The following is a 19,309-nucleotide window of genomic DNA, read 5'->3' on the forward strand; positions in this document are numbered from 1 at the left end:
TGTCTGAGAAATCAGCATTCTTGTCCTCTTTGAATTAACCGAGAGGACAAAATAATATGGGAGTTAGGACGATCGTTCCTGGCTCGATTTCGTTCACTCTTGAGTTGCGATGCTCAACCGAAAAACGGTATCGGGTTAGTGTGACTTTGGATTTGCAAGAGCGTTATCTCTTCCTTTCGTCTGGCATTCTCGTGAATGTGAGGGACAGCATTGAAGAGTTTGTTTCACAACTGAGTGAGATTGCGTCAAACCAACTGGCATTGTTCAAATGGGATGGCACGAGTGATTTGATGACTGAATATCAAACCGTTCGAGTGTTGCCGGGATATCAAGTTGAACGTTCTTTAGTGAAGTTCAACATCGCGATCGGTAACGGTTCACTAATTCAAGTGGAGGAATTGCACAACAAAACCACCATTCAACTCTAGGAAGTTGAGCGTTAGGAAGCCGCCAATTAAGTAGACAGACTTAAATTGCCCTCACCCTGAATCTCTCCCCTTGGGGATGAGGGCGGCAAGCCAGGCATCACAACGATTTGAACCTGAGTTGACACCAATGGGCAGTGCCATGCCCTCTCGCAATCGTTCCATCTGTCGCAATTGTTTTTGAAATTGGTATCACCCTTCTGTATTGTCGCCAAGCTTGTAAGCTCAATTCGTGCATTTGCTAGAATCACGAGGACTGAGTAATTTTTGAGGTCTGTCAGTAAGTCGATGGCGAAAGCTGTGACCGTTACAGACGCGATTAAGAGCTTGGCTGATGCAGAAGCAAGGTTTGGATTGCGGCGGATTGAAGATGAACACTTTTTTACTGAATGGCAAACCTCATTGCCTGATCTGACCGAAGCGGAACACGATGCGCTAACAGTTTTACGACGCAGGCTTTTGTATCATCGAGCCGATGGGGACTTGTTAGAAGGTGCAGTGACGCTGTTAGTGGCTTCGCCGTTGTTAGAACTGACAGGCTTTTACGATCCACCGTTCAAAATGAAAGCGGAAGCTGCTGTAGAAGTTTCGATCGACGATGGGGAAGAAACTCTGCGAGGGCGGATTGATATTCTGATTTTGCAAACCCAGCTTTGGGTGATGGTTCTGGAGTCTAGGAAAACGACGATTTCAGCCCGATCGGCATTGCCTCAAGCATTGGCTTATATGATGTCAAATCCAACGCTAAACCAGCCAACGTTTGGTGTGTTGACCAATGGCGATGATGTTTTATTTGTGAAACTCAGTTCTCAACCGACACCGCAGTACGATTTGTCACGAGCCTTTTCGATCTATACAGTAGCCAGTGAACTACTGATCGGCGTTTCAAGTTCTCAAACATCTGGGTCAAATCATTGCACGATCGACCAATTAAGTGCTTTGTCGCTTTTGGATTTCAGCAATCGCTAATAACAGCGTACTCTCCATTTTCGATCGCGCGTCACGACTGGTGTAGCAATCGCTGTTTAAGCAAACCCCACAGAAATCGTTGGATTCGCTCGTAATTCGAGGCGGCTTTCGCACTCCCAGCCATTTGTGACATCCCTCCGCTGCCCGTACTCAACTCCGATACACTAAGAACAGTGTCATTATGATCAGTGTTCATGGCTTCTGTTTCAACCGCTTCTCAGGCTTCTCGTGACCAGCAATCCCCTGCAGACTATGACGCGATCGTCATTGGCTCTGGCATTGGTGGGTTAGTGACCGCTACTCAGCTTGCCGCCAAAGGAGCCAGCGTTTTAGTGTTAGAGAGCTATGTGATTCCTGGCGGCAGTGCGGGTTATTTTGAGCGATCGTCTCAAGAGGGTGAATCGAGCTATCGTTTTGATGTCGGCGCATCGATGATTTTTGGCTTTGGCAAGCAGGGCACGACTAATCTGTTGACTCGTGCGCTAGATGCTGTCGGTATGGACATTGAAACCATCCCCGACCCGGTGCAGATTCACTATCACCTGCCAGACGATTTAGAGCTAAAAGTCCACAAAGACTATGAGAAGTTTTTACAAGAACTGATCGGGCATTTTCCCCACGAAGAAAAGGGAATTCGGCAGTTTTATGGTGAGTGTTGGAAGGTGTTTAATTGCCTCAACGTCATGGATCTACTGTCGCTGGAAGAATTAGGCTATTTGACGCGGGTGTTTTTCCAGCATCCTCTCGCCTGTTTGGGGTTAGTGAAATATTTGCCCCAAAATGCCGGAGATATTGCTCGTCGATTTATTAAAGATCCCGCATTGCTGAAGTTTATTGACATGGAGTGTTATTGCTGGTCGGTGGTTCCGGCAGACAAGACTCCCATGATTAATGCGGGAATGGTGTTTAGCGATCGTCACTATGGCGGCATCAATTATCCCAAGGGTGGCGTGGGTCAAATTGCTCAAAAGCTGGTAGAAGGCTTAGAGAAGGCGGGTAGTCGGATTCAGTATAAAGCTAGAGTCACCGAGATTTTGACCGAAAACGGGCGTGCAGTTGGGGTTAGACTCACGTCTGGTCAAACCTATCGAGCCAAACGAATTATTTCTAATGCCACTCGCTGGGACACTTTCGAGAAACTGATTCCCGCTTCTCAGATGCCCAAAACTGAGAAAAAGTGGCAACAACGCTATCAGCAATCTCCCAGTTTTTTAAGTTTGCATCTCGGTGTTAAATCAGAAGCGCTGGAGATCGGCACAGAATGTCATCACATTTTGCTAGAAAACTGGGACACGATGGAAGCCGAACAAGGAACTATTTTTGTCTCGATTCCGACGTTGCTCGATCCGAGTCTTGCGCCAGACGGTTGTCACATCATTCACACCTTTACGCCTAGTTGGATCGAAAACTGGCAAAATTTGTCGCCTAGCGAATATGAAGCTAAAAAAGCAGCGGCGGCAGCGCGAGTCATCGATCGTTTAGAAACGATCTTTCCTAACCTGAGCCAGCATTTAGATTATCAAGAAGTCGGCACCCCTAGAACTCACCGCCGCTTTTTGGGTCGCGACAACGGCACCTATGGACCGATCCCCGCTCGCAAACTGCCCGGATTGTTGACCATGCCGTTTAACCGAACGGCGATCGCCAATCTCTATTGTGTCGGCGATAGCACGTTTCCTGGGCAGGGTTTAAATGCGGTGGCGTTTTCTGGGTTTGCCTGTGCCCACCGCGTTGCGACTGACTTAGGGTTGTAAGACAACTTTCAGGGAACGTGAATTCGATGAAGCTTTTCGCTACGGTTGCAAATCCGGGTTGCCCCCTAAATCCCCCCAAAATTGGGGGACTTTGAACCTAAATTCCGGGCTTGAAGTCCCCCAGAATGGGGGATTTAGGGGGCGGAAGCGCTGAAGAACAAAGCGAAAAAACTCATCGAACTGACTTTAAGGGAACTATTTCACAACTATTCCATCAAGGCGAACTGTAAGCGCGAACCTAATAAATTTGTAGCTAAAATTACAAATTTACATCCGTAGCTTACAGAATTCTCTACTTATGTCGAAAGGTGAATATCGCGAGAGATACATTTTGAGTGATCCCAGAGAATTACTACCCTTTTGGATACTGCCAAGTTTTAATAACAGCCTTTATCAATAGAAGTAAGAACGCATTTAGCTAGTTTTAACTCACACGTTGAATTAAAGCTAGAGAAAGCTGGACTCTCGATGTAGAGAGGTCTTTGGACTGTTCACGTTCAGCTAGTTTACTGAAGTTTAACTGAAAGTTCAGTAATTCTATTCCTATCTTTACGGAAACCCAACTTCCTGTATGTATCTTGTAGTTGAGACCCAACTCAACCGTTAACAACTACTCTCTCAACATATTTATCTAGAAAAGATTGACTTAATCAGGCAACAAAGGTGGTTTCATGTCTAATACAGAACTAACGTTTTCAGCGATCTCATCACTTCATTCTCATCGCCCAAACCAACCGCGCTTTAATTTACTGAATCCAATTCGTCAGTGGTTAGACGGGGTTGAAATTCACGATCGGCAACTCGCCCGCCTGATCTGCAAAGCGATCCCGGCTCAATGTCCTTTTGAGCGTGATATCAATCTCTTTGGTCGAAAAGTCGCCCACATCCCGCCGATGTGCAAGCTTAACCCGCTCTACGATCAGTTCGTTGGCTTGAGATTTCGCGCGCTTTGCTATCTAGTCGATGAATGTGGTGAGACTATCTAATGCTTGAATGCGATGCAGAGGTAGTGCCCTCAGCCACTTCACAACCAAGGGCAAAAACTTCTAGGCAGGTAACGCGACTAATTGGGACTCGATCGCCTCATGGCTCAGATCCCGTCCGATAAAAACTAAGCGGGTTTGTCTCGCTTCTTCGGGTTGCCAGGGGCGATCGTAGAATTGCTCAAAGCGCGATCCCACGCCTTGCATTACCAACCGCATTGACTTATTAGGAACGGCAACAAATCCCTTGACTCGATAGATTTCTTGCTGTTGCACCAAAGTTTCTAACTGCGCTTTCAACTGCGAGGGGTCGAAAGCTCGATTCAACACAACGTGAGTCGAGACAATCTGATCATCGTGCTCGTGGTCTTCTTCAAAATCGTGGTGACTGGGACGGGCTTCTAAGTCATCTTCAACGGCAGCATTAAAGCCGAGCAACAAATCAGAGTCGAGCGCTTGACTTCGACCATTTGAGACAATTTTCACCGATCGAGGCAGTTCGCGCTGCACGAGCGCTTTGACTTGAGCTTGAATGTCTTCGTTCACCAAATCTGTCTTGTTGAGAATTACGAGATCCGCGCAGGCTAACTGGTCTTCAAAGAGTTCTTGCAGCGGCGTTTCGTGGTCGAGGTTGGGATCGGCTTGCCGCTGGGCCTCGACTGCCTGCAAATCGCTTGCCAAAGTCCCAGATGAAACGGCTTCACAGTCTACGATCGTGATCACGCCATCGACGGTCGCAGCATTGCGGATCTCATGCCAACGAAAAGCTTTAATCAAAGGTTTGGGAAGTGCCAATCCAGAAGTCTCGATCAAGATGCAATCAAGGCTATCTCGGCGCTTGAGAAGCTCTAGCATCGTGGGCAAAAATTCTTCTTGGACAGTGCAGCAAAGGCAGCCGTTTGTCAGCTCAACAATATTGGATTGAGGCTCTTCTTCATCTTCTGGGCAGACTTGGCAAGATCTCAACAAATCTCCGTCGATTCCCAGTTCGCCAAACTCGTTGACTAGAACGGCGATGCGTCTGCCCTGATTGTTTTGCAACAAGTTGCGAATCAGCGTTGTTTTACCACTTCCTAGAAACCCCGTGATCACCGTAACTGGGATTTTTGCAGCCATGTTGTCTCCTTTCAAGCTAGAATCCTGGCGGTTTGATGGTTCTCAACTAGAAAATCACCAAACCGCCAGGATTCAAAATAACGCAAAGCGTTGATCAATAGTCAGAAGAGGAATTATTCAGCCGTTGCCAATTCGGTGCTGCCACGATTGCGTTTGCGAGTCAGCAGATTGAATAGCTGAACGCCGATCGCCTTAATCAAATTCCCTTCTAGCTCTTGGAACATTTTCATGTTCATGCCAAAAGCGTCGTTGGCTTCTTCGACGATGCGATCGTCCGTTGCTTCATCGACTGCAACTTCATTGAGCGTTTGACGATACATTTGCTTAAAGGCTTTCTCGTCAGGAATTTGCTTAAACGAGTAGAACGCCAAGCCTTCTTCGTCAGACAAGTTCATCGCATTTTGAGCAATCTTTCTAAGAATCTGCCCGCCGGATAGATCGCCCATATAGCGAGTATAAAGGTGAGCAATCAGCAACTCTGGCTGAGTCGCAGCAATCTCATGAATGCGCTGCACATAAAGTTTTGTGGCTTCAGACGGCGCAACTTCTGACTTCCAGTTTGCGCCAAAATAATAGGCGAGGTCTTGCTCTAGACTAGCTTTGCGGTCTAGCTCTGGGAAGTAGAGTTTGCCGAGAACGGGGTGATCGCGGTGGTTGTGCATCTCTTCTTCCATCGCTGAGTAGACGAAGTAAAGATTCGCCACCAGTTTGCGATAAGAATTTTTCTCAACAGTGCCCTTTAGAAAACACGAGATAAATCCTGTGTTCTCCGCCATGCTGTGCGCTTTCTTGGTGCCCTCGCGGAGCTTCGTTGCTAGATTACTGCTCATTCTAAACTTCCCAACCTTAAAGTAGTTTGCTGGCGTGTCAAGCCTCAAAGGTCAATCGAATTTAAACCTCGGATTTGAAGCTGTGAGACTCTTAAATCCAAAGTTCAAAATTGGTAATATCCGCGTCTTTTGTTACGTTAATCTGATTTGATGAGCGTTTTTATTACAAATTCTTACATCAAATAATGCTTCGGACAAAATTTAAGCAGATTTTGAGCCTCAAGCCCTGATTTAACCGTGGACAGGGTAAAACTGGTTGTTAGAGCTTGCATGGCAGTAGCTTTGGTTTAACCGTCAGCGATAGAGCGACAAACTAGCGACGCATTTATCGGTATCGTGACCCTAAAAACGGAGTCAGTTAAGACTTAGGCTGGTCAACTGTGGGCTTTTCAAGCCCCCGCTATATCGGTACTCCGATTAGCGGTGGGTGGTTGACTGAGGAGCGCTCTACAAATCCCCGTGAGTAAAGGGTTTAGCGTTCGTTCCAGAATAGGTTGCGGCGATGTGACCGTTACCTACTAACTGATATTTGTAGGTGACGAGTCCTTCTAAACCAACAGGCCCACGCGGGGGCATTTTTTGAGTGCTGATGCCCACTTCTGCACCAAAGCCGTAGCGAAAACCATCTGCAAAACGAGTTGAGCAGTTGTGATAGACACCCGCCGCATCGACTTGAGCCAGAAAGGTTTGAGCCGATGTTGAATCTTCGGTGACGATCGCGTCTGTGTGCCGCGACCCATAAGTATTGATGTGCTCGATCGCGGCTTCTAAAGAATCGACAATTTTGATTGCTAATATTAAATCACTATATTCAGTTACCCAATCTAATTCTGTTGCAGCAGCGATGTTAAGAATTTCACGAGTCCGTTCATCGCCTCGTAGTTCTACATTTTTTGATTGCAATGCAGAGGCTGCTTCTAAAAGAAACTCTGATGCGATCGCTTGATGCACGAGTAGAGTCTCGATCGTGTTGCAAGCTGCTGGATATTGTGTTTTAGAATCGACTGTAATTTTGATCGCTTTCTGAATATTGGCAGTGCGATCGACGTATAAATGACAAATTCCTTCTGCGTGTCCTAGTACTGGAATTCGCGTATTTTCTTGCACAAATCTCACAAAAGAATTTGAGCCTCTAGGAATAATTAAATCTACATATTGATCGAGTTTTAATAACTCTAGCGTTTCTTCTCGTGTGGTTAAGAGTTGCACAACTGATGAATCAATTTCTGTTTGTGCTAACCCTTGATGAATCGCTTTTACAAGGGCTTCGCAAGAACGAATTGCCTCTTTGCCACCTTTGAGAATTACGCCATTTCCTGACTTGATTGCCAAGCTCGAAATTTGCATCACGGCATCGGGTCGTGCCTCAAAAATTACGCCCAACACACCTAGCGGACAGGTAATGCGCTTGAGAATCAGTCCTTCGTCGAGTTGGCGATCGATTTGAATGACTCCGATCGGGTCAGCTAATCTACCCACGTCACGCACTCCGGCGATCGCGCCCTTGAGTTTCGCTTCGTCAAGTTTCAATCGTGCATAGAGGGCGGGGGCGATTCCGGCTAGTTGGGCAGCTTCACAGTCGGCGGCATTGGCGGCGAGAATTTCGGCGGCGTTGGCTTCTAAGGCATTTGCTATGGCAGCGATCGCTTGATTCTTCACCTCGCTGGGCTGCGTCCCCAAATGTCGGGCGGCGTTGCGTGTGTTTTGGGCCAAAGTGACGAGCAAGATTTCACTTAGCGGATTTGAAGCAGCAGCTTGCGAGACAGTCATGGGCAGAAAGAACTAGAATTTTAGATCTTCAGATTAGTACATTTTAAGAATCGTGCGATCGGGCTTTTAGCCATTAATTTTCAAAGCAATCAATAATTTTGTTTGTTGAAGTGATTGATCACGCTTTCTCGTCACCAGCCAAATCTGATTGGTGATCGCATTCACTGGTTTTAGAATTAGCGTTAATTTATTTTCACTGATCCATTTTTCGCATAAATAATCTGGCAACACACTAAAGCCAAAACCAGCCGCGATCGCTTGTCGAATTCCTCGCAAATCGGGCAAGATTAATCTGGGTTTGAGGTCTATTCTGTGCCCAAAGACCACCCGCCAAAAACGACGCACGATCGGCAAGTCTTCACCATAAGCAATCCAAGCTTGACCTCTGAGCCATTGCTCTAACTGGGTTAGATCAGTTTGCAAGATGTCGTGAGAAATCGGAATTACGGTTTCGGGAGGCGCAACTAGCCAAAAGTTTTCACTAAAAATAAGTTGATAGTCGAGATCAGCACGGGTAATTTTTTGGGTTGCAATCACGGCATCTAATTGTCCTGCCAGCAATTGCTCAACGAGTTCTTGAGCTAACCCAAATCGAATTGTGTAGAGTCCATCGTTGGGTAACTGATTGAGAATTCGCTCGATAAAAAACTCTTGAGGGGTGCCGATGCGAATGATTTGAGGGGCGTTTAATGCAGTGTTTTTAGTCGGAATTGATTCGAGTTGCTCGATCGCGGCAGCAACTTGCGTATACAGCCGTTTTCCTGCTTCGGTGGGAATCATGCGGCGGGGCGATCGCTGAAACAACAAATATCCCAGTGCAAATTCTAGAGCGGCAATGTGTTGACTGATCGCAGGCTGGGTTAGATGCAAAACCTGGGCGGCTCTTGATGCTGTGCCTACTCGATAAACCTCAACAAAGCTGCGATACCATTCAAAATCAACCATAAATATATTTATAGCAAACTCTAGTTTTCATAATTTTACTTTTAGATAAAGCGCCTCTAGGATGGGAGGAATCCACTCAGAGACAGCGTTTTATGCCAGCTAAAAAAGTTTTAATCGTTTTGACTAGTCATGACACGCTAGGCAACACGGGCAAAGAAACTGGGTTTTATTTACCTGAAGTCACCCATCCCGAAGCGGCGTTTGAGAAGGCGGGGTTCTCGATCGATTACGTCAGCCCAAAAGGGGGCAAAGCACCAATGATCGGCATTGATTTAAAAGATCCGCTTAATCAAGCGTTTTTAGAGAATGCTGCAAAAGTTGCTCAGGTTGAGACGACGCTGACTCCTGCCCAAGTTGATTCAACGAAGTATGATGCCATCTTTTATGCAGGTGGACACGGAACGATGTGGGACTTCCCAGAGAATCAAGAATTGGCGGCGATCGCGTCCACAATCTACGAACAAGGTGGAGTCGTTGGCGCAGTCTGTCACGGGCCTGCGGGGTTGGTGAATATCAAGCTGTCTAACGGTGATTATTTAGTCAGCGGCAAAACCGTAGCAGGCTTCACCAACGACGAAGAAGCGGCAGTTGGCTTATCTGAGGTCGTGCCGTTTTTTCTAGAAGAAGCACTCACCGATCGCGGTGCCACTCATACCAAAGCTGCGAATTTTGAGTCTCATGTAGTGGTCAGCGATCGACTGGTCACAGGACAAAATCCTGCATCAGCAGCCGGGGTTGGTGAACAAATGGTAAAGCTGCTTAAAGCGTAAGCGCCACCCCTAAAGCCACGTCAGTTCGATGTAGTTTCGCTTCGTTCTTCAGGGCTTCAGCCCCCTAAATCCCCCAATTCTGGGGGACTTTGAACTCCGATTCCCCTAGAATTGGGGGCTAGGGCGTTCCCGGATTGGCAATCGCCGCGAGAAATTTCATCGAATTCACATACAGCCATTTCTGCTAAAAATCTACGCCGCGCTTGAGATCGATGCCTTTCTCAGCGTAGTGTTTGTGGCAGATCATCTCAGAATGAACCGTGGCCAGGTCGAAGTATGCTAGAGGATTTTTACACCGTCCGGTGATGATGATTTCAGTATCACGAGGCTTGCGGAGCAGTGCCTGCACGATCGGTTCTTCGGGCAACAATTCCAAATCTACCGTCGGATTTAATTCATCCAGAATAATGGTTTTGTAAAGTCCCGATGCGATCGCGGCGCGGGCAATTTCCCAAGCGCGTTCTGCCTCAACATAGTCAAGTTCTTGCTGTTGTCCACGCCAGACGATCGCATCGCGCCCCGATCGCTGGTGATCGACCAGACTGGGATAAATCTGGCGCAGTGCCGCGATCGCCGCATCTTCGGTGTAGCCTGCCCCCCCTTTGAGCCACTGCATAATCAAAACTCGGTGAGATTTGTCTTGCCCAATGCCCTTACCGATCGCTTGCAATGCTTTGCCTAACGCGCTCGTAGACTTGCCCTTTCCTGACCCGGCGTAGATTTCGATCCCTGCGATGCCTGGTTTTGCGGCGGGATGATAGAGCGGTCGCATCTCTGAATGCAAGTCAGCAATGTCAACTAATTTTTGAGGTGCGCCTCGACCTGTAGCAATGATCTCCATCGGTTCGGGCTTGCGCTTGAGGGTGCTGATCACTTCGTTGATCGGCAGCAATCCTAAATCCAAAACCGGGTTCAGTTCGTCCATGACCACGACTGAATAAAGACCGGATGCGATCGCGCCTTTTGCCACATCCCACCCGCGTTGAGCTTCTTGACGATCGAACTTTGTGATCTCGTCTGCCCCAAAATATTCGGCTCTCCCAGTGCGAACCTGGTCAATTAAATGAGGAAAACCGCGCTGAAGTGCCTGGATCGCTGCATCTTCGTCATAGGTGCGTCCGGGCCCTTTGAGAAACCGCAGCAGCAGCACACGGGTTTGAGAAAAATTGTGAATGCCCAGACCAATCGATCGCAGCACTACGCCCAACGCCGCCTGAGACTTTCCCTTCCCGGCACCATCATAAACGTGGATCTGCCCGATCATCCGCTCCGATCGCGCTTGAGCCGTCCGAATGCCAATGCCCGTTCTGGTCATAACCTTGATTCATACATGGTTTTCTATCAGAGGAATGTGGGCTAAATAACGCCGACACTCTATATGCTGAAGTTCGCAAAGCCTCAACCCAAGAATTGTTCAGTGAGATAATCGAAGCATTGAGATTTCGTCCTTCAATCTGACCTGAGAAAATTAGATTTTGTTTAACTCACGATCCTTAACGAAGTTTCTTATTCTTGAGTTTCGCAGCGCTTGTTAGTAGACTACTCCCTGAGCGAACCATCTTGCCTGAGAAAGGTCTGAACAGAAATTCTTGAAGATTAGCAGGCTCACCAACATAGTCTAAACCAGTTGGCGGATACTCTCCTTTTTTCGGAAAGTATCCTGTTCCAAACAAAACATCCCACAACGAAAATGCGGCTGAGTAGTTCTTGCCACGATGTTCTTTAAATCGAGAGTGATGGATGCGGTGAAAATGAGGATCTACAAATAGATATTGAAGTTTGCCAAAATTGAAACTGGTGTTTGAATGAATGAGTTGACCCCACCCTCTAAGTAGAATAAAGAGCGCCATTGTTTCACCGATATCGATTTCAACCAAAAGCTTCAGAGGAATGATCATCAGCGGTATTCTAAAAATTTCTTCTGAAAAATGGTGAACATCATTAAAGGCACTCATCTCTCTAAGCGAGTGATGAACTGAGTGAAACTGCCAGAAAAAATGATTAGAGTGCTGCAACCGATGAAACCAGTAATAGAATAAATCAGCAACTAAATAAGGAATGAAAGGTAGCAGTATCAGCCCTACAGCCTTGTAGATGGAGTTTTGTGATTGAGAAAGCTCAGACAAGTTCAAATGGAAGAGGGATTGGTAATGATTAATAAGCAGTAATTGTTCTATAAGAGTCTGTAGAGCGACGGTGATTAAGATATATACAATCCAAAAGTAAGCCCCTTTTAACTTAGATTTAAATGATTGCTTCTCTCCTGGAAAAAGCAGCTCAAAGATGATGAGAATGAATGACGCGATCGCCACCATTTTGATGTATTCGACTGCTCTGTCTGAAACTAAAGAGAAGTAAGCAACCATGAGCAACACTTTGGTATCTTAAGATTTAGATTATGAACTCTCGCCTAGCTCAATATGAGCAGTTTAACAAAGATTTCAACCGATGAACTAGATTTACCTGCTGCAGAAAGCTTTGCTCAAGGATGCTTGTTTGGTTCACCCTCTAGATAGTCTTATGATGTAGCTCTTTTTAAGGAGAATCAGCAGCTTCTTTGCGATCGTTTTAGACCAGTGGGTTGCGAAGTCGTCAATCGTGATTTTCATCAAGTGAGCGAATGGGATAGCTACCGCCACTAGAATTAGAAAAGAAACTAGGCAAACAAGGTTATAACCAAAGGTAGATCCCCATCTTAAAATGATCCATGAAGACAGTGAGTTGACCAGTGGTTGATGAATTAGATATAAGGGAAAAGAAATAAAGCCAAAGTAGACAAAAAATCGTTTAGAAAAAAAGGAACCTATACTTTCACTAGTAATCGCTAAATAAAGCATAATTACAGATGCTAGAAAGTGCATAAAAACATTGATATCAAGATTAAGTCTAAGAAGTAATGGTTTAAGAACAGTCAAATAGGCATAGGATTTTGACGACTCACCAAATCCACCCAAATATAGAGATACAAGCAACAAGCTACTAACCTGAATAGAGTTGAACCGGGGTAGAGATCTATGAAATCTGGCTAAAGTAGCTCCTATCAAAAAGGAAAGTAAAAAAATCTCAAATCTCTTATTAATAATTAAGAAAAAGAATGCAATAACTACTATATTTATGAGGCTGAATTTACTTTTGTATGCAGACAACGAAAATATAAAAACCAGAATTGAACCTAGAAATTCTACTGGCATTGTCCACAGAACGAGATTGTATAATTCTGAAAATTCGCTATTCCCGAAACAAACATCTAACAGGACACTCTTCAAGAGGTGTGTAATATCAACTGGTAATTTAAAGAGATTAGTGTAGTCAAGCACCTGATTAGCTCCGTTCAATAGCGACAGTTCTTGAATATAATAAAGATTAAAATTAATTAAGAGAGCAGCGAACAAAGACGAAAAACCAGCCGGAATGACTAGCCTTGTGTAACGTGATAAAGCTCTGATATAAATAATAGATGAATCGCCTGCTTCAAAAAAACTCAGCGTTAGAATGAAGCCGCTTAGAACAAAGAATAAGCAAACTGCAAAACTTCCTTTGTAGAAGAAAGTGATTGGCGAATGGAAGAGAAAAACTTCCCACGATGAGTGAGAAATACTACTGACCCCATTAGCTGCTGCTGGAGAAAATACGGCAATGACGTGCCACAGCAGAACAATCAGAGCCGCCGTTCCCCGCAATCCATCCACAAACTCTACCCTCAAGGGCGACCCAAACTCGGCTTTCTTTGCTTCTAAGGGAATCATTTTGAATTCTTCTAGCGTTGTGGGCCTTGAGCCAGTACTCGTCTGAGAAGATACTGAAAACTGATTTAAGTAGTCTCCTGAACGCCCATAGCGTGAAGACTTCTTGCGCCAAGTCGTCAGCAATTTCTGAAACCTCACTAAATTTTCAGGCGAAAACGCAGACCAATGTAGCGCCCTTACTCACAGCGACTGCGTTTGTTCTACTTCCCCACAAACTTCATGTTTTCAATCAGCATATTACCTGGCGATCGCTCTAAAATCAATGGTATTGCGAAACCGTTTAGATGGTCAGAAACCTGGAGTATATTTTGTGGCAACAACCAATCTGCTGTCAATCGTGATTGGCTAGGTGATCTTAGGCATCTTCATCATTAGATGCGTCCAGGTTCTTTAAGAAACCGCAGCACACAGGTTTGAGAAAATTGTGAATGCCCAGACCGATCGATTGCAGCAGCGTGCAGCTTTATTGTAACGAACTTGACCCTGATAAGATTAGCAGGTTAATGCTCACTCGACGCTACATCTAGCGGTCAAACTATAAAAGATGTTTAGGGGTAGAGAATTGATGTCTTTTTTCAAACTTTCTGTGCAGATCAGCCGACTAAACGTAAAATCGTCTGTGTTCACGATGCTGATTTACTTTGCGAAGCTCAGAGCGATCGTCCTACTCTTTTTTTGATCATGTCTTCTTTTGATGTCTTGCCTTTGCGGGCGGTGCTGTTTCAACTTTTGTTTTTGGTGACTGCGATCGCCCTAGAATCGATGGTGCTGCGAAACCGTTTAGGAATCGGTCGAAAAATCAGCATTCAATTTGCGGCGACGACCAATCTGCTGTCAACCGTGATTGGCTGGATGCTGTTTTTTATCGTCGAGCCACTGCTGTCACCTGAGCTACGATCGCAGCTCATCAGCTACATCTTTTTTGACTTGACCACTAATCCTCCCCTCTTGATCGGACTCGCGTTCATCAGCTTTATCGCCACATTTTTGGTCAAACTCGAAGGCATTACCTGGCTAGAACTGCTGCTCGGCATGAAAAAAGATGTAGAAACCGAAGCCAGAGCCACCGCCAAGTTTCAAGGAAGACGCGCCCAGAGAGCTGCTTTTGCCACGGTGCCCAATCGTCCGTTAGCCGTTTTGTGGGCAAATGCGATTAGCTTTAGCGCCATCACGCTGCTGATTGGCATTCGCCTACTTTTTGATCAAACTTTCGGAACCTTCTAATCGCTCAACGTCTAGCCCTGTTTCATCAGCATCATGACCAAATTTTTTGAAAACATTCAGAAACGCTTGAAGGAGATTGGTTGGGCATCTTGGCAAACTTTTATTGCCTTGAGCGTGTTTTCAGTGATTGTGGCAGGCATGACCCACTCGCCCGTTCAAACCATCATTGCTAACTTTGGCTGGCTGTTTTTGTTGATCGGGGTTTGGTGGTTTACCTACGACTCAACGGTTAAGAAAAGGCTGACGTTTAACGGGCTATTTACTGGGCCGTGGATTGTAGGCGCGATCGTCTGTCTTTGGCTATTCGGCAGTTGGAACGGTGCCCCAACTCCGGCTTCCTTTATTAGCTGGCCTCCGGTTTCAGCGCTAATTTGGTCAGTTCCTCGGTTTATCAAAACTGACCCTGACAAGAAAACACCAACTTACACGGTTCCTACGCCTGCTGCTCGTCAAGATATCGTTTTGATGCTCTTGAGCAACCTGGTGATTAGCTGTTGGTTTCAACTGCATTTCTTGCTGCAAGATTGGCTGGTCGCTTATCCAAGCATTCGCTCTGATGATTTTGGACGCAGCGCCTTTGTGGTGGCGCTAAACCCTCAAAGTCAGCCAGACATCAAGGGCATCGATCTCTTAGATGCTGCCGAACAAAGCTTAAAAACTCGCTTAGAAGGCAAGCCTTGGGGAGACGTAGAACGTTGGCTATCTCCAGAACAGTTAAATCAAGAAATACCCAAATTAGCTGCTGACGCGCACACAAAGATGCCGCTTCTGTCTGAAAGCAACCTGTGGGATCTGCGCGGACGAGTGCTGCCCGATACCCAATATACTTTAGAACTGCAAGCGATTTGGCAAGGGCCGAGCGCAAAGACAGAAGGCTACTACATTACCAAGGCGTGTCAGATCACTCAAGGTCGCAAAGCCGGCCCACCCGCCGATTTTGAGGTTAGCTCGTCTGCGGGGTCTACGACGCGATCGCGCGCGATCGGCACCGTTAAATGTGAAGCGCCCAGTCAGCCTCTACCAATTCCTCCACAAACGCCAACTTAAGGAAGTCTATGACACAGCACGTAGTCAGCGTGGGCAGCACCCTGGGCAGAGTGGTGACGATCGCGACGAATGTTTTTCGAGAAGTGATTCGCGATCGCATCCTCTATCTAATCGGATTCTATGCGCTGGCGTTGATGCTAGCAGGGCGACTCTTACCCGAAATTGCTGCCACTACTGAGAAAAAAATCCTGCTAGATCTGAGTTTGGCGACGATGAGTATGTTGGGCTTGGTGATCGCCGTCTTTGTGGGAACTGGATTAGTCAACAAAGAAATCGAGAAGCGCACCGTCTTTGTTTTGATTGCCAAACCTGTTAGCCGGGCAGAGTTTATCATCGGCAAACACTGGGGATTGTCTGCGGTGTTGGCGGTGTTGGTCGCGGCGATGACTGCGATCGCGCTACTAATCCTGTCTTTCTACCAAGTTCCCTTCTCGTTACGAGATATTTTAATTTCCTCTAGCTTTTTGTTTTTGCAGCTATCGCTGATTACGGCAGTGGCGATCGGGTTTGGCGTGTTCACGAGTTCTCTGTTAGCCATTCTGTTTACGTTTGCGATTTATTTAATGGGGCAACTCAGTCGAGATCTGGTGACGTTGGGCAAGTTGGCAAAAAATCCGTCGATCGAGTCCGTCACGCAAGGACTCTATCTTGTACTTCCCGATCTCGCCCGTCTGGATTTAAAAAACCAAGCTGCCTATCACTTAATTCCTAGTTCCGATGTGCTAGTTAGCAATGCGTTGTATGCGTTGATTTACACGATTTTGGTGCTGACGATCGCCTCGCTCATCTTTTCCACTCGCGAGTTTTGACCCGTTTTAACGCTAGTTCGACGAGGTTTTTCGCTTCGTTCTCAGCGGCTTCTGCCCCCTAAATCCCCCATTTTGGGGGACTTCAAGCCCAGCACTGAGGTTCAAAGTCCCTCACTTGTGGGGGATTTAGGGGGCTACCTGAATTTGCAACCGTAGCGAAAAGCTTCATCGAACTGACATCGTTTTAAGAGGCTTTGAGCGTCCGTTCTAAGATGCTTTTGGCAGGTTCTACGATCGCCCACTTGCCATCGGGCTGTTTGCGAAGGGCAGCAAACTGCATCGTGTCACCACTGCCGATCGTGTCTCCTTGCCGCAGTTTTCCAAGTTGGGGCGCGTTTAGCCCACAAAATCGAAATTTGTAGGCAGGAATTTCTGCGGTCGAGAAGAAGACACAGCCTCGCTTGTCTATCTGCGCTTCGCCATCAAACGGGGCATAGACAGGGCTACCTTTCAGCGCGATCGAAATGTCTCCCAACCCGCCCAAGACTTTGTAGCCAGCGATCGTGTCTCCGGGTTGCAGTTCCCACTTTTGAAATAGCTGAATGTCGATCGGGGGTTGACCGGATGGTTGAGAATTGCAGCCGCCGATCAAAAAAAGCAATGCACCGAAGAGGATCAGTCTTGCCCTAACGCAACCAAAACTTATAGCTTGCATACTGATCACCCTCATAGAGAACCACAATCTGCCTTTGTGGGTCAAATTCTAGAGCATAAACTTCTCGTTCAGCCGTTGATCCCGATCGCACTTGCAAACTTGGCAATTTACAAGCAGGCTCACCCACAATTTCCCGAATTTTGGTTTTTTGATCGCCTTCTGCCACGGTCAATAATTTAGCGACCTGTTGCCTAGTCAGCTTACCCTGAGGAGACGAGGTTAATGGACAGAGTTCGGTACCTGGTTTTGTGCCAAAAGAAGGTAAGCCTCGCAGGTCAGCAAACAGCCCTAGTGCCAGCAGAGCGGCTCCTCCTGCCAGCAGTTGTTTACGGTTAAAACGTCTTGGCTGGGAGTGTGTCATAACTTCCCCCCGATCAACAGCCCCAGAGTCAGCAGCAGCAGACGGTAGATCAAGACTGGGCTAGACTTGGGCACACAGAAAGCTAGATAACCTGCTAGCACGGCTGGGCAAAACAGCAGGAGAAAGATCGGCAAATTTAGGAAAGGCAAACTTTTTGTCAGCAGCGTTAGCCCAATGCGTAGACCTGTGGCAGTCAATGTCCAGATCACGGCATCGAGCGCGATCACCCCTGGCCTTTGCGGCAGTTGCAGCCGAGGCTGAAGTCGCTTCCAATAATAGCGGAGGGTGCGACGACGCGGAACCGCCATTTGGGGGCGTGGAGAAGTCGAGAATCTAGGCGGCGTTTCTGAAGAGTTGGTTGAGGCAATTTTGGGCTGCATTGCGACTAACTGATCAGCAGATGCTATGACTGTGCTGTCGTTTGAAGGGGTCGCGGCTGCAACAGGCTCAGTTTTAGAGGCACGACGATCGCGCAAAAATGGCGGAATGTTGAGTTCGGCCGATTGACCAGACGCTGGGGGAGACGGCGTTTGCTTCGTCACTGCCGGAGCCTGTGGATGAGCGGTATGAGCGATCGTCCGCAGTTCTTGCATCTCGGATTGAATCTCGATCGACTGTTGGTTGATCTGATCTGCTTGCGTTTTTAGCTGTCGCAATTCTTGCTCTAAGATCTGAAATCGGGCCACGATCGACGGCTGAGTTGGCTCCCAAATTGACTTGACCTGATTAGGTGTCGCTTGTTTGGCTTTGAGAGAAGTCTGCTGTTTGGTTTTGGCGACAGTCTTTGGGGTGGTTGCGCGACGCTTGCGGGCGGGGGCAGCCTCTTGCACTGGTGTGGTCAGATCGGCAAGGGCGGAACTGTCTGCTTCTGCTCGATCGAGGTCAGAGGAATTTTCTTTTGATTCAGAGGATTTAACACCAGGCTCTCCTTGATCGGGCTGAATCTGACTTTCTGATTTCAGTTCTCTCATGTTGGCTCCTGAGTCTAGCGAATTTAAGGATTAGTATAGTATAATAGTACTATTTATAGTATCTACATACTAGCATCACTCTGTCAAGCCGGGATTGAGACATCAGCCGCTCAAGCGCAAAGCCATCACCCATTGAGGTGACTAATTTTCTACTATGAGATCATGATTTGAGTCGGTTGGCGACTTAACCGCCGCTTAATGCTAAGACTCACCGATTTTTGATGTGAACTTGACCTACCCTAGAGGTTAAGTTCGCAAATTGACGTGTTTCCATGCCCTTGACGATCTTGGTTGCTGATGACGATTCAGGCACACGCCTTTCAATTGGCGACTATCTTGAAGCCTCTGGCTACTCGGTTATTTCGGCTGAGAACGGCAAGGAGGCGCTTGGGATGGTCGAAACTTATCAGCCTCACCTGATAGTGACAGACATCACAATGCCCCAGATGGATGGCTATGAACTGGTCAGACAGGTGCGGCGGCAGCCTTCTTTGCGTCTGTTGCCTGTGGTTTTTCTCACCGGACGCACCGACCCTAAAGAGCGGGTTTTGGGCTATCAGCTTGGCTGCGATATCTATCTAGCCAAGCCGTTTGAGCTATCTGAGCTAGGAGCTGTCGTTCGCAATTTGCTAGAGCGATCGCAGATGATTGAGTCTGAGTGGCGATCGCGGGTGCAGGCAGTTGGAGTTAATGAAGCCTCTGCCAAGGTGTCAATCTATGAGCCAACGGTCGTAGTAGACCTGACCGATCGTGAAACAGAAGTGTTGTATCTCTTAAGCGAAGGACTCTCGAATAGTCAAATTGGAGACAAGCTTCATCTGAGTCCCCGCACGGTTGAAAAACACGTCAGTAGTCTGCTCAGAAAGACCGACACCAGCAATCGAGCCGAGTTAGTTCGGTTTGCAATGGTGCATCATTTACTAAGTTGATTAGG

At 47.0% G+C, this 19,309-nt stretch carries 19 protein-coding genes; 9 read left to right on the forward strand and 10 right to left on the reverse strand.

Annotated elements, in window-relative coordinates; translation table 11 throughout:
* The first annotated feature begins 56 nt into the window (after window positions 1-56).
* The 4 genes from C7B65_RS17570 to C7B65_RS17585 all read left to right on the forward strand — a co-directional run bounded on the left by C7B65_RS17570 (window position 57) and on the right by C7B65_RS17585 (window position 4,134).
* Window positions 57-428, forward strand: a complete 372-nt coding sequence (locus C7B65_RS17570) for a hypothetical protein (protein ID WP_106254082.1) — start codon at window positions 57-59, stop codon at window positions 426-428.
* Between the two features lie 285 nt (window positions 429-713).
* Window positions 714-1,394, forward strand: coding sequence for a type I restriction endonuclease (locus C7B65_RS17575; RefSeq protein WP_219898630.1), 681 nt, complete (start codon window positions 714-716; stop codon window positions 1,392-1,394).
* Between the two features lie 194 nt (window positions 1,395-1,588).
* Entirely contained in the window at window positions 1,589-3,148 is a 1,560-nt protein-coding gene (gene crtH, locus C7B65_RS17580) for a carotenoid isomerase (RefSeq protein WP_073072919.1), read from the forward strand.
* Window positions 3,149-3,819: 671 nt separating this feature from the next.
* Window positions 3,820-4,134, forward strand: a complete 315-nt coding sequence (locus C7B65_RS17585) for a Mo-dependent nitrogenase C-terminal domain-containing protein (protein WP_073072921.1) — start codon at window positions 3,820-3,822, stop codon at window positions 4,132-4,134.
* 60 nt (window positions 4,135-4,194) lie between these two features.
* Here C7B65_RS17585 and cobW read toward each other — a convergent pair whose 3' ends face one another.
* The 4 genes from cobW to C7B65_RS17605 form a co-directional block, all read right to left on the reverse strand.
* Window positions 4,195-5,247, reverse strand: a complete 1,053-nt coding sequence (gene cobW / locus C7B65_RS17590; RefSeq protein WP_073072923.1) for a cobalamin biosynthesis protein CobW — start codon at window positions 5,245-5,247, stop codon at window positions 4,195-4,197.
* A 113-nt stretch (window positions 5,248-5,360) separates the two neighbouring features.
* Window positions 5,361-6,077 carry a biliverdin-producing heme oxygenase gene (locus C7B65_RS17595; protein ID WP_073072925.1) on the reverse strand — a complete coding sequence of 239 codons (717 nt, stop codon included), beginning with the start codon at window positions 6,075-6,077 and terminating at the stop codon, window positions 5,361-5,363.
* Window positions 6,078-6,524: 447 nt separating this feature from the next.
* Window positions 6,525-7,847, reverse strand: coding sequence for a glutamate-5-semialdehyde dehydrogenase (locus tag C7B65_RS17600; RefSeq protein WP_073072927.1), 1,323 nt, complete (start codon window positions 7,845-7,847; stop codon window positions 6,525-6,527).
* Window positions 7,848-7,913: 66 nt separating this feature from the next.
* Entirely contained in the window at window positions 7,914-8,792 is an 879-nt protein-coding gene (locus C7B65_RS17605) for a LysR family transcriptional regulator (protein WP_073072929.1), read from the reverse strand.
* 92 nt (window positions 8,793-8,884) lie between these two features.
* Here C7B65_RS17605 and C7B65_RS17610 point away from each other — a divergent pair, with 92 nt between their 5' ends.
* Window positions 8,885-9,562, forward strand: a complete 678-nt coding sequence (locus tag C7B65_RS17610; protein WP_073072931.1) for a type 1 glutamine amidotransferase domain-containing protein — start codon at window positions 8,885-8,887, stop codon at window positions 9,560-9,562.
* A 184-nt stretch (window positions 9,563-9,746) separates the two neighbouring features.
* On the opposite strand, the gene C7B65_RS17615 is transcribed toward C7B65_RS17610, so the two are convergent.
* From C7B65_RS17615 to C7B65_RS17625, 3 genes are all read right to left on the reverse strand, one after another.
* The gene (locus tag C7B65_RS17615) at window positions 9,747-10,877 is read right to left on the reverse strand and encodes a cob(I)yrinic acid a,c-diamide adenosyltransferase (RefSeq protein WP_073072932.1); all 1,131 of its coding nucleotides are present in this window, start codon (window positions 10,875-10,877) and stop codon (window positions 9,747-9,749) included.
* Between the two features lie 178 nt (window positions 10,878-11,055).
* Window positions 11,056-11,928, reverse strand: a complete 873-nt coding sequence (locus tag C7B65_RS17620) for a sterol desaturase family protein (protein ID WP_073072934.1) — start codon at window positions 11,926-11,928, stop codon at window positions 11,056-11,058.
* Between the two features lie 135 nt (window positions 11,929-12,063).
* Window positions 12,064-13,431 (reverse strand): acyltransferase family protein, encoded by a 1,368-nt coding sequence (locus tag C7B65_RS17625; protein ID WP_143162068.1) that lies wholly within the window; start codon window positions 13,429-13,431, stop codon window positions 12,064-12,066.
* Window positions 13,432-13,989: 558 nt separating this feature from the next.
* Between C7B65_RS17625 and fraC the strand changes: the two genes are divergently transcribed.
* The 3 genes from fraC to C7B65_RS17640 are packed head-to-tail and all read left to right on the forward strand — an operon-like array spanning window position 13,990 to window position 16,388.
* The gene (gene fraC / locus C7B65_RS17630; protein WP_073072962.1) at window positions 13,990-14,532 is read left to right on the forward strand and encodes a filament integrity protein FraC; all 543 of its coding nucleotides are present in this window, start codon (window positions 13,990-13,992) and stop codon (window positions 14,530-14,532) included.
* A gap of 33 nt (window positions 14,533-14,565) precedes the next feature.
* On the forward strand, window positions 14,566-15,579 hold the full coding sequence (locus tag C7B65_RS17635) for a DUF5357 family protein (protein WP_073072964.1): 1,014 nt from the start codon (window positions 14,566-14,568) through the stop codon (window positions 15,577-15,579).
* A gap of 8 nt (window positions 15,580-15,587) precedes the next feature.
* On the forward strand, window positions 15,588-16,388 hold the full coding sequence (locus tag C7B65_RS17640) for an ABC transporter permease (RefSeq protein WP_073072966.1): 801 nt from the start codon (window positions 15,588-15,590) through the stop codon (window positions 16,386-16,388).
* Between the two features lie 184 nt (window positions 16,389-16,572).
* Here the strand turns inward: C7B65_RS17640 and C7B65_RS17645 are convergent, their stop codons facing one another.
* Genes C7B65_RS17645 through C7B65_RS17655 form a run of 3 tightly spaced genes read right to left on the reverse strand, consistent with a single transcriptional unit; the run spans window position 16,573 to window position 18,375 of the window.
* On the reverse strand, window positions 16,573-16,989 hold the full coding sequence (locus tag C7B65_RS17645) for a hypothetical protein (protein WP_223257403.1): 417 nt from the start codon (window positions 16,987-16,989) through the stop codon (window positions 16,573-16,575).
* A 25-nt stretch (window positions 16,990-17,014) separates the two neighbouring features.
* Window positions 17,015-17,404 (reverse strand): hypothetical protein, encoded by a 390-nt coding sequence (locus C7B65_RS17650; RefSeq protein WP_073072969.1) that lies wholly within the window; start codon window positions 17,402-17,404, stop codon window positions 17,015-17,017.
* Window positions 17,401-18,375: a hypothetical protein gene (locus C7B65_RS17655; protein ID WP_073072971.1), complete on the reverse strand. Its 975-nt coding sequence runs from the start codon at window positions 18,373-18,375 to the stop codon at window positions 17,401-17,403. The genes C7B65_RS17650 and C7B65_RS17655 overlap by 4 nt, the downstream gene beginning before the upstream one ends.
* A gap of 272 nt (window positions 18,376-18,647) precedes the next feature.
* Here C7B65_RS17655 and C7B65_RS17660 point away from each other — a divergent pair, with 272 nt between their 5' ends.
* A complete protein-coding gene (locus tag C7B65_RS17660) occupies window positions 18,648-19,304 on the forward strand; it encodes a response regulator transcription factor (RefSeq protein WP_073072973.1) in 657 nt (218 codons plus the stop codon).
* Window positions 19,305-19,309 lie beyond the last annotated feature (5 nt).

The sequence above is a fragment of the Phormidesmis priestleyi ULC007 genome (genome assembly GCF_003003695.1).
In the GTDB taxonomy this organism is placed as follows: domain Bacteria; phylum Cyanobacteriota; class Cyanobacteriia; order Leptolyngbyales; family Leptolyngbyaceae; genus Phormidesmis_A; species Phormidesmis_A priestleyi_A.

Excerpts from the sequence above, each read along its gene's own strand:
- C7B65_RS17570 (WP_106254082.1), top strand. The coding sequence starts at position 57 with ATGGGAGTTAGGACGATCGTTCCTGGCTCGATTTCGTTCACTCTTGAG.
- C7B65_RS17575 (WP_219898630.1), top strand. The coding sequence starts at position 714 with ATGGCGAAAGCTGTGACCGTTACAGACGCGATTAAGAGCTTGGCTGAT.
- crtH (WP_073072919.1), top strand. The coding sequence starts at position 1,589 with ATGGCTTCTGTTTCAACCGCTTCTCAGGCTTCTCGTGACCAGCAATCC.
- C7B65_RS17585 (WP_073072921.1), top strand. The coding sequence starts at position 3,820 with ATGTCTAATACAGAACTAACGTTTTCAGCGATCTCATCACTTCATTCT.
- cobW (WP_073072923.1), bottom strand. The coding sequence starts at position 5,247 with ATGGCTGCAAAAATCCCAGTTACGGTGATCACGGGGTTTCTAGGAAGT.
- C7B65_RS17595 (WP_073072925.1), bottom strand. The coding sequence starts at position 6,077 with ATGAGCAGTAATCTAGCAACGAAGCTCCGCGAGGGCACCAAGAAAGCG.
- C7B65_RS17600 (WP_073072927.1), bottom strand. The coding sequence starts at position 7,847 with ATGACTGTCTCGCAAGCTGCTGCTTCAAATCCGCTAAGTGAAATCTTG.
- C7B65_RS17605 (WP_073072929.1), bottom strand. The coding sequence starts at position 8,792 with ATGGTTGATTTTGAATGGTATCGCAGCTTTGTTGAGGTTTATCGAGTA.
- C7B65_RS17610 (WP_073072931.1), top strand. The coding sequence starts at position 8,885 with ATGCCAGCTAAAAAAGTTTTAATCGTTTTGACTAGTCATGACACGCTA.
- C7B65_RS17615 (WP_073072932.1), bottom strand. The coding sequence starts at position 10,877 with ATGACCAGAACGGGCATTGGCATTCGGACGGCTCAAGCGCGATCGGAG.
- C7B65_RS17620 (WP_073072934.1), bottom strand. The coding sequence starts at position 11,928 with ATGGTTGCTTACTTCTCTTTAGTTTCAGACAGAGCAGTCGAATACATC.
- fraC (WP_073072962.1), top strand. The coding sequence starts at position 13,990 with ATGTCTTCTTTTGATGTCTTGCCTTTGCGGGCGGTGCTGTTTCAACTT.
- C7B65_RS17635 (WP_073072964.1), top strand. The coding sequence starts at position 14,566 with ATGACCAAATTTTTTGAAAACATTCAGAAACGCTTGAAGGAGATTGGT.
- C7B65_RS17640 (WP_073072966.1), top strand. The coding sequence starts at position 15,588 with ATGACACAGCACGTAGTCAGCGTGGGCAGCACCCTGGGCAGAGTGGTG.
- C7B65_RS17650 (WP_073072969.1), bottom strand. The coding sequence starts at position 17,404 with ATGACACACTCCCAGCCAAGACGTTTTAACCGTAAACAACTGCTGGCA.
- C7B65_RS17655 (WP_073072971.1), bottom strand. The coding sequence starts at position 18,375 with ATGAGAGAACTGAAATCAGAAAGTCAGATTCAGCCCGATCAAGGAGAG.
- C7B65_RS17660 (WP_073072973.1), top strand. The coding sequence starts at position 18,648 with ATGCCCTTGACGATCTTGGTTGCTGATGACGATTCAGGCACACGCCTT.